1 protein-coding gene and 2 pseudogenes are annotated in these 11,544 nt (G+C 22.5%); 1 reads left to right on the top strand and 2 read right to left on the bottom strand.

The genetic code is table 11. The annotated features are described in order from the left end of the window. Positions 1 to 1,407: 1,407 nt before the first annotated feature. A pseudogene (locus FVIR_RS02235) lies at positions 1,408 to 1,734 on the bottom strand (DUF413 domain-containing protein); the annotation flags it as partial. A gap of 6,444 nt (positions 1,735 to 8,178) precedes the next feature. Continuing rightward, entirely contained in the window at positions 8,179 to 9,102 is a 924-nt protein-coding gene (locus FVIR_RS02240; protein ID WP_067498436.1) for a Kdo(2)-lipid IV(A) acyltransferase, read from the bottom strand. A gap of 1,237 nt (positions 9,103 to 10,339) precedes the next feature. Between FVIR_RS02240 and trhO the strand changes: the two are divergent. Further along, positions 10,340 to 11,352 (top strand): annotated as a pseudogene (gene trhO / locus FVIR_RS02245) (oxygen-dependent tRNA uridine(34) hydroxylase TrhO). Positions 11,353 to 11,544: the final 192 nt, after the last annotated feature.

Genomic DNA, 11,544 nt, shown 5'->3' on the forward strand with positions numbered 1-11,544 from the left:
TAAATTAATAGAATTAATATATAACTAATTGTTATAGTCAATACTGTAAATAAATTTAAGTAATATATAGTACAGATTTTTATGTTAACTATTTTAAAATTATCTTATTTTTAAATAAGACGTTTTAATAACTTTAAATTATCTTCTTTTTATTTTATCTATAATATAGAACAAAAGTGCTATTTTTAAATAAATTATTATTTTATTAAATTATTAATATTATTAATTTTAAAATTAGCGAATCTTTATTCATCGGTTCAGTATATTTGCTATCCGAATAGTATTCTGCTATCATGATATTTTGTAATATTCAGGTATGAGAACAAATTTTTAATTTTTAATTTTAAAATAATCTTTTTCTAAAAGAGATATTAAATATTTTTTAATAGTATTAATAAATATTAATAAAAGATCTAGGTATGATACCTAGTAATACATCTAGTAACTTTGCTAGAAATCTATTTCAATTTAAGGTAATAAAGATCTAGAAAATTAATAATTTATTAAAAATCGTATTGCTATAATTAATTTTTTACTAGAATATTTTTAATATTAATTTTTAATATTATTTCTTAGATAAGATATTATACTGTATAATACAGTAATAATTTCTATTATTTTATAAGAACTAATTTTAATTATTTAAAAATATATTTTGTAAATGTTTTATTGTATTTATTTTTAATAAGTATCTTTGTATTTATTAAAATACAGATAATAGACATAATTAATGATATATAAAGATATACAAAGATAGCAAGATATTAATATAGTAGTATTAATAATAGAGCATAGGAATATCAAACGATAAAAATTATATTTTTTAGAATTATTTTAATATAGTAATAGCTTACATTTTTTATTCTACTTAAAAAGTATTAAAAGAGTAGTGATAATGTATATCTACAAGCTAATTCAAATTTATTTAGCATTAATATATAATAAGATTAATGTATATAGATAAATACTTTCCGCTTTTATTATTATAACTATCACTAATAGTATAGCTAATAATGAGGGAAATGCATAATTTTTTCTAATCAGGATTAGAATTTACCTACTAGTATATTTAAAGTTAGTGACGGTAATAAATTCTAGCTCTTTTCGCAATTATATCATTTTCTAGCACAAAATATTATTTCTTTATCAATTCTACCTATATCTATGATAAAATATTTAACTTCTGCTATTTTTACGATCATAGTATGTATTTGTATCGAAAATATCCATAAAAAGATAAAGTAATACTAAAATTAATATCAGATTAACAGATAAAGACAGAATTAAGAGAATCTATTTGATAGTAGTATTCATTTATCATTATGTTAACCAGCTACTATAAAAATTGTAGTATTATGCTTGTGATAGACATTAGTAAAATAAAGAAAAATTATAACTACTTCTTTATTAATCTTCAGTATCAGTATAGTCTTCCACTATATCCATCTGTGGTTTTCCGCCGGAAAGAGTATGAAAACGTTTAGGGCGGCGAATATGCTCTATATATTTTAACCAAACTTTTTCATGCTCATTAGTCGGAGATAATTCACTATGACATACTGCAATAAACCGCCGCTCATCATTTGTTACTGGTTCACGCTTACCACTATCTAAATCATTATAAGCATGACCGTAACGCTCCAATAATTGCGCTTCCCGAATAGTAAAACAACCATGTCGAGAGAAGCCGTGAGGATAATTTTTGTTATCAAAATAACGATTAGTAGTAAAAAAAACTTTCCACCATTTTACATGATTCCATTTTTTATATAAAAGTTATATTACTTAATAATTTATAGTATTAATTAGTTTTAATTTTCTGTAAAACAAAATATTTAAATCAATATGATAATTTTTTGAAGGCGTAGTTAGTAGATATAGAACTACTTAAACGTTCTTAGAAGTAAATTATATACGACATTTTAGACGTGCAACAGAAGCGTTATATTTAACACAATCAGCAGTAAGTTTTTATCCTTTAGTTAGAAATATAACTCAGCATCATCTTTTTTACTTATCATAGGAATAATATTCATTTAACGTCAGCAGACGAGAGACTTCTACGCCATGTAAAAAATGATATTAACATAGCAATTTGCTAAGCAAGAAGTAATATGCTTATCGCAATACAATCCGATATCTATCGGAGCTAATATTTTTCTATGGGAAGCATATCTAGGGATTGGTTAAAAATTTATTAATAATCGCTAAACATAAAATTAGAAAAACGTATTTCTCTACATAAAAAATTGATAAAAACTTCACGAATATTAATTCGATTTAATGATTACTACTGAAGCGAAAAAATAGAAGAATTAGCAAGTTAACAACTGGATAGTTTTTCTCTAACACTCTTTATCGATACTAACTATGTATTAGTAAGCAAAAAAAATCCCTATATTCAAATTAAATGGGAGATGATTTTTCATACATACAAAAGTATGTTAAAGTTAAATAAACAAATTCCGCTTTTTACTACTACCTCAGAGAAATTAACACGTTAACTATTAAAGGTTAGTGCTGCTTATACTTTGCCTAGCTACTGGTAATATTTTTCAGATTTGCGATTTGTCAACGATGTGGTATAGATAGTTTGTCTACTTTATACAATTCGGTTAAGAAAAAAAATAGCATATGATAATCAGATACTCATTAAAGAATCTTTATAATATAACATTTATATTAAAGTTATATATACTTTAATTAATCTTATTGATCATAATCTAAAATGGAATGCTTGCATAACTACTACTGAGATAGTATTCAATTATATGCTATTAACTACTATATTATAAACCAATATGAGACATAATAAAAACATAAAATCTGATAATATTATTAGGAAACTTACAACATATGAATCCATATCGTACCATCATATTTTATATATGTTTATTATCATAGCGAATAACTTTTTTATTTATTATATAAATATAATAATGAAGGTATGTTCTCTATACGAAAACTAATCTCGAATGGTTAACATAAAATATGATTTTTTCTAAAAAAAGCTATAATTAATAATTTTAAGAAAACTACCGAAAATTTTATAAAATATGAAATATTACTAAAATAAAAGTAGCGAAATTGAATAGATAAAATAAATATTTCCAGTAGGATAAAATAATCCTAGTAATTTTTCCTATTAAGAAGAAAAATTAATGATATCTTTAAGATAAAGTTTTTATGCTGTAATATCCCTAAATGATATTCACATTAATATTTAAAAATAAGCCAAAGTATGCTTAGTATAATGTTCTTTTAGTAATATTAGATATTATTAATGATATTGGATTATTCTGAATAAATTTCAGCGATAATTTTTTGTTCTTTCATTATTATCGGTATATTTAAAAATATGCTCTTTTATACTTGATACTAGTATTAATTCAAGTATTGATATTACTTTAATTTACTAAATAGATCTTAGAGTCGCTTATTTTAAGTACTATAATAACAAAACTTGAAAAAAGGAATGTTCTTATTATTTCTATTTAATGAAGTTATTCATTATTATTTTAATACTAGTAATATTAAAAATAAATTATTTTAATATTAAATTATTCTATAATATTTTATATGAAATTATTTTATAATTGAAAACGATTTTATCTTAAATTATACCTTACAGTTTTATTGAGTTATAGATTTTATTGATTATTTATTTTAATATCTATTAAAAATCAGATTTTGTTCTTGTTTTTGTTCTTTTTCTAGAAGTAATTACATAAGATATAAAGTAATAAACTAATATCTTATATTATAAATATAATAAAAATGAAATATTTTTGTTACGGTAATAATAACAATATATAATTGTAATAATATAAATTATATTATCAGTAAATAAATTATTAATTTAGCAAAAATATGAACAGTAATTTTAAAATCATATAAATAAATAATTGATAATAAATTTTTAATTCTAAAAATTATTTTTAATGAATTAATATAAAAACAGAAAATATTTATAACAAATTATTATCTATTGCTTTTGTATTATAAATTTAATAGTGAATATTAATTACTACTAACAGAAAGTAATTGTTAATCTCATTAATATTAAAATATTTAATATCATTGTAGTTATAAACTATTAATCAATTATTTTAGATTGGAATAACGATATTTTATTCCTGTTAAAAAGTATAGTAACAAATATTACTAGCAATAATTTTTATATTTTATAACACGTTGAAATAAAGATTCTTCTAAATTTAATTAGAAATTTAAAAAAGATTATTGATATATTTTCTTTACTAAATCAACATATCGGAAAAATATAAGCATTATTACATTTATAATTTCATACTCTTAATGATATTTTATAATTTTATTATTAATAATTTTTAAAAAGAGTTAGATCAGTAGATAGTTTTATAAACTAAATATTTATAAAACATTATTTTCGATAATCTAAATTATTAGTTTAATAAAATAAACTATGGAAAAAATTAAATAGTTAACGATAGTAATCATAAAATTAGTTATAATGTAATAGTTGTTTTAAAACTAATAATATAGAGAGATATATTGAGTAATAAAATATCATGACATATAATCAATATTTGATCAATAACGAATTCAGTAAAACAGAGTTATCTTTAAATTATTGTAAGTATTCAAAAAAAAATTAATATTTTCTCATTTCTTTATATTTCTTAGTTTATATTTTTATATTTTTTAAAATAGTTCGACTACTATCGATAATACTTCTATTAAATCTTATTATAATTAATCCGATATGACTAAATTTCATCTATATCGCTATTATATTTATATCTAGTCACTCATCTCTGTAACTAGATTTTAGATATTAAAACTAAAAGTATATCTAAAGTATCGAATTACAGTATGAACGGTGTTTTATTGCCTTTATAGCTATTCTATATGCTAACATCTTCTTCAATTAAAGAAGAAATAAATTTATATCTTTTTATAAGAGCAATATAATTTTTAAAAAATAAAAAAATAAAATACAATAAATAATAAATTCTTTATTAAATCATTTAAAAGACTTCTTCATTAATTTAAAGTAATTTAAAAATATAATCTACATGAAAAGAATCTATTGATTTTAATAATATAAAATAGACTAAACCAGTGTAATAATAAGAAATTAGGGAGGCTGATTTCTTATTAATTTTTATTTTAATTGTTACCATGTTATATATAGGTTATATTATAGATTATTGTAAACGGTAATATTAATACTATATAAATAGTAATAACTTAATCTAGTTACCTATATTTGATGTTTTATTAATACATCTTAGCATAAGATGTATTAATAAAACTATAGAAAGGTATATCATATTATAATTAGCAGTAATAAGAAAATAAAAGTTTAAAACTATCTGTTTTTGCTAATAAAATAATAACTATTTGTCATGATTAAAATCATAAAAATAGTTATTATTTTCTGATGAGTCATCGGAAAGCTTATGGATATAATTACATATACAAGATAATTTTTCGTCTAGTTCGTAGAATATATCATAATGAATGCTAAAATTTATCTTAATAATAAAATTTTTCTGATTAAAAATCAGTAGAGTGAATAATCTACTATTTATATATACATAGTTTAATAAAATTGTACTAAATTCTTATTATGACTTAGCGTTTATTAATATAATTAATATAACCTAAAATGATAATAAATAAAATCAATAATAATACTTAAATAAGTATTTAGTTATTTTTGTGTCTTTAAATACAGAATATTTATTAGGTTCAATGTTTTTATTGAATAGTTCATTTAATATTATAAATCTTAATTATAATTCGGATATTTATATTATCGAATAATAACCTAAATCAAGCTATAAAAAGAAACTAATGAAAAATAACTTATTTTACCGCTAGTAAGCTAAAAATATAAAATCGGTGATGTCAATATTTTAAAATGATTTTATAACTAATATACTTATATTGCGATTCTATATGAAGATAATATTATAAATAACTATTTTTAATTAGTTTAGTATAATTACTTATGATAAAATATGCTTTATCATAAGTAATTTTTAGTCCAAAAGGATTAGTATCTATATTTCAAACTTATTTTTTCGATAATATGCGATATATACAATTAATTTAATTGATAATGTACTGGTTGTTAACATAATGACTATATATTATAGATATCAAAATTTCTATAATGCGTTCATTATGATCAGAAAAAATAAATCCTAATTAAGATCTTTTTGTATTAAATTATTCAGAAGTAATAATATCGATTTAAGTCGATATTATCTTAATTAATTTTTTCGATATACAATCTAGTTAAAAATACTTATCAGTTTTAATCTTATTACTAATTTTTAGATAAACTCTCGTATAACCAAATTTCATCGTCTCCCTAATAATGTTACAATAATGTAATAAAATAACTAGGTATAATTAAAAATAATCGATATCTATACTTTAATTGTAATTAAGTAGTAATAGACGGAATAATCTATATTTAATCTAATTTATATAAAGCAATTTTTTCTTTTATATAATAATTTTCATATTATTATTCTTTCATCTCGCTTGTGTAGTGTATTTATTGTTACTACTATAGATTTTATTTTTTTATTTTATATTAATCTTATTAAAAATCATCCATGCGGTATTTATAATATAAAATAATATAGCATTAATAGTATATTTTATAAATAATCTTATATTCTATTAATAAATATTTAAAAATCTTATGTTGATATTAATTATTTATTAAAAAGTTGATGTATGTTTATTATTGTTTCTTTCATTTTGACAAATGGTTAAGATTAATAAATTGATAATAAAAACATAAAATAATTACTTTATCTTTTTAAAATCTGAGAATACTGTTTTGATAAACAATCTATTGCAAAATTTTATTGGAAACTCTGAAAAAATTAAAAATATTTTTTGTTAAATTAAAAAGTTTAAATTAAAGTATGTTATTATATATGAATCAATAAATAATTATAGGGGGTGAATCTATAAAAATTGAAGTATAAATATTATAGTTATGCAGCAAACAATTTGATTGTGTATACCATTTAGGCTCTAATAAAATACATTATAAATATTACTACTATAGTATAGTATAAAAAATAAAATCAAAAAATCGTATTCGACTGAAGTGCAACTACTAGGAAATAGTACGTTGATACTTTATATATAAAGTAATTAATTTCAGCTAAAAATACAGTTTATAACTTAATTAATTCAATTATAAATTAATAAAATTTTAATAAATTTAAACAAATAAGTTTTCTATCTAAATAAATGATATGAAATGAATAGTAATACTAATAATGCTATTATATAAAATACTGCTTTTTAAATTTTTCGTCGGTTTTTGGATATATATAGAATATATGTAGTGTATGTAAGCACAATAAAACTTATCATAACCTAGATAAAAGAGCAGTAATAAATAGTTTTTGTAATAAATATAAATTTTTAGTTTTAACTAGCATTAAAAATTGGAGAATACATTAATTTTAATACTAGAATGAAAATATTAAATAAATAATAAAATAATAATAAAGTAGAAAATAAAACCATCGTAGTAATGAAAATTACTATTTAATAATTAAATAAATTCATTAGTATATTACTAACAATAAAACCTATAAATACAAATAACGACTCTAATAAATAGAATACATTATAATAGTACTATTTTATTACTGATAAATTTAAATTTAAATCAATGCATTATATTTATCAAAATCATTGTTATTATCAGAACTAAAGTAGTTCGATATTAATCGATAATAAAAGTTATATCATTTTATGCTTTTATCACTAATTAGTGTGGTTTATTAAAATAAAATAGAAAATAATATAATAAATACTAAAAATCAGGATAGATTATATTTAGTTTTCGAGAAAACAAACTTCAATGCTATTGATATAAATCAATAGTTAATGTATGAGTAAAGAAAATTTAGAGATAATTATAAATAATTAAATTAAATTATGTATAATATTACATTATTAATTAATAAATATCCATTTCATTGTTATAAAATCCTGTTTCATTCATAATGAAGTTATTAATGTAACGTAACTATAAACACTATAATCGAGAAATAAAATTAAAAGATATAACACTTTAGAAAAAATATAAAAATAAAGATCGTTTTACGTTAAGTTTTAAATACTATAGATTTAAAACTTAACGTAAAACGATCAATGGTACAAGGAGGGTGCTCCTGGCGGTCGAGTTTTAAAACGTCGATGCAACCACATATACTGATCTGGCGCCAGAAGTATCGCTTGTTCTACTATTTTATTTATATAGCTAGCAACAGCAATTTCGCTATCTAATGGCATATTGCGTTCATTAGATAAAATCAATAACTCATATCCGCGTCCCTGAGGTAAACGACGCGGCATAAATGGAATTACAGCTGGTTTAGCTATTTTAACTAGAATATAAGTACCGATAGTAGTTGCAACCTGTGGAACAGCAAACAGCGGAGCGAATACGCTACTTTTAGGACCATAGTCATGATCTGGCGCATACCAAATAATATCACCATTTTTTAAAGCACGAATCATACCTTTAATATTCGATCTATCCAACATAGATTTATTGGATCGCATACGTCCCCAAGTTTGTAACCAATCCAACAATGGTTTATTATTAGGTCGGTAAACACCGATACCTGGGTTATACATACCAAAAATACGTGCTCCTAATTCAAGGGTGAGAAAATGCATGCCAATAAGCAAAATTCCTTTATTTTCTGCACGCGCATCAGCGATATGCTCTAGACCTCTGACAGAGATCCAGGGCTTAATACGCCAGTCAGGCCAAAACCAAGCAATACCAGTTTCAATAAGCCCCATGCCAACTGATTCAAAATTCTGCTGTAATAATATTTCACGTTCCATTTCCGACATCTCAGGAAAACATAATTGTAAATTACGACGTGCGATTGTTTTCCTGTAGTGCATAAAACGCATTGCAATCCTTCCTAGACGGGTACCTAGCGCGTAAAGCAAAGGATAAGGTAACAGTACTAATAAATAGAGTACTCCAATACCTAGCCAAGTAATCCAATTACGTGGATACAGAAAAGAACGATTAAAAGCAGGAAGTGTGGTCATGACGTCTCAAATATAAACATGACGGGTAAACCCGTATCTTCAGTTGTACTGTTAATAATTTATAATATTCTGACATTTTTCTATGGTGTAAAAACCTCTCTCCATGAGAATTATTAGCCTAATTGAATATTTTTTGTAATTAAAGATGAGTAGCAATATTATTATAGAAATAATCTTTTTATTTCAAGATATTATATAGTCAATATTGTTTTTGTCTTTTTTAGAATTTATTTTATTAACCTATATTAGTATTAGACAGGAATTATATATCGTACTATAGATTAGCACGATGGCATCTACATCATTATTTTCTTCTATTTTAGTTTTGTTATTATTTTTTCTGAAAGTTTCATAATTACTATTTCTTTCGTATCCGTCTAACGGAAAATATCTAATAACTAATGTCTAAGTTGATTTAGCATGTTAGTAATAAGCTATAGCTTAAATACAAGAGCATAATTGTATTATTTATTTTAATTTGAAAATAAAAATAATGTAATAGATAACTATAGAAATCGTGCAGTTTGATAAGATAAAGTAAATACTTTATGTGTATCAATTTGTAATAGCAAACTGATATTTGAGCATTGCTATTTTTTATAAAAATAGCAATCTATTTCCTATGAAAGGATAAACAATAAATGTAGCGAATATGTTCACAAATTGCATTATTTCGTAGTAATAGACTGATAAAAAACTATGTTAACTTGTTAATTTATTTTTTCTAGATAAACATTGACTATAACTAGAATTTATCGAAATTAAAAATAAGATATATATTATCTAGTTCCACTTTTATTTTATGCAATTACTCTAATCGCCTAATAAATTTATATCTTATATTGAGATGAAAGCTAAGCTTAAGAAAAAATTAATAGCGTTTCATAAACTCTCTTTTTTTAAGGAAAATATTATTCCATTAAAGAAGTTGAAAACAATAATAATATAGTTTTTAATCTGAAGATTGCTTAAACTTCTAAAGAGAAACGATTTATTAGGAATAATTTTATCTATAAACAGCTTATTAAGAGGAAAAAATCAGAAACCAATACCGCTTTGAGATAAGAGTAATTGTTTTATAGAATAAAACCACTCTGTTGCCTTAGCATAATCATATATAGATTAATTTAAAAATTAATTTGTTCTGACAATTTATTATAAATTTAATAAAAATACAATCTGACGACATAATTGTATATTACAGCAATAATTTAACTGTAAACAGGAATATAAAACTATGCCAGTTTTGCATAATAAAATCTCAAACTATAAATTACGGACGAGTATGTTATCTGAAAGTGAACCCCGTATTACTATTTCGTTTTACCGCTATTTTATTTTAAATAATCCACATAAGTTCCGTGATAATCTTTATCGTATTTTCAATACGCTGCAAATTTTTGGTCGCATTTATATTGCATCAGAAGGTATTAATGCACAAATTAGTGTACCTAAAAAACATTTTAATAAATTTCGTAAAACATTATATACCTTACATCCTCAATTGAATGGATTACGGTTAAATATTGCCTTAGAAGATAATGGAAAATCTTTTTGGGTATTACGTATGAAAGTTAGGCCACGCATTATCGCTGATGGTATTAATGATTCTACTTTTAATCCAAGTGATGTTGGTCATTATTTGAAAGCAGAATTGGTTAACGCTATGGCAGACGATCCAAAAGTATTGTTTGTTGATATGCGAAATCACTATGAGTACGAAGTAGGACATTTTAATCAAGCTATTGAGATACCCTCTAATACGTTTCGAGAACAACTGTCTATGGTTATAAAAATATTGTGGCACAATAAAGATAAAAAAATTGTGATATATTGTACTGGTGGAATTCGTTGTGAAAAAGCAAGTGCTTGGATGCGACATAATGGTTTCAAAAATATCTATCAAGTAGAAGGCGGTATTATTGAATACGTACGTCGCGCAAGAGAAAAAGCTTTACCATTAAAATTTATTGGTAAAAATTTTGTCTTTGATGAACGTTTAGGCGAACGGATTACTCCAGATATTATAGCTTACTGCCATCAATGCGGTAAGCCCTGTGATAGTCACACCAATTGCCAAAATCAGAATTGCAACCTATTATTTATTCAATGTCACATTTGTAATGAACGTTATATAGGTTGTTGTAGCATAACTTGTCAAGAAAAGCAATCACTTCCGCTTCTACATGCACTAAAAAATAGTAAAGAAATGATATAAAAATTTTTAACAAATCTAGTGCACTTTTATAAAAATGTTAACAAAGATAGTGCTCTTATTAAGAATTGATAATATTATCTCGAATATATACTGACAACAATTTTTTATTCTAAATTATATTATCTTATTATTAATATCAAAAATCTTGATAATACACTGGTGTAAATTTACGCTGATATAACGTAACTATCGTTTAATAGATTGCTTCAAAAATACTATAATCG

The organism is Candidatus Gullanella endobia, assembly GCF_900048035.1.
GTDB lineage: Bacteria > Pseudomonadota > Gammaproteobacteria > Enterobacterales > Enterobacteriaceae > Gullanella > Gullanella endobia.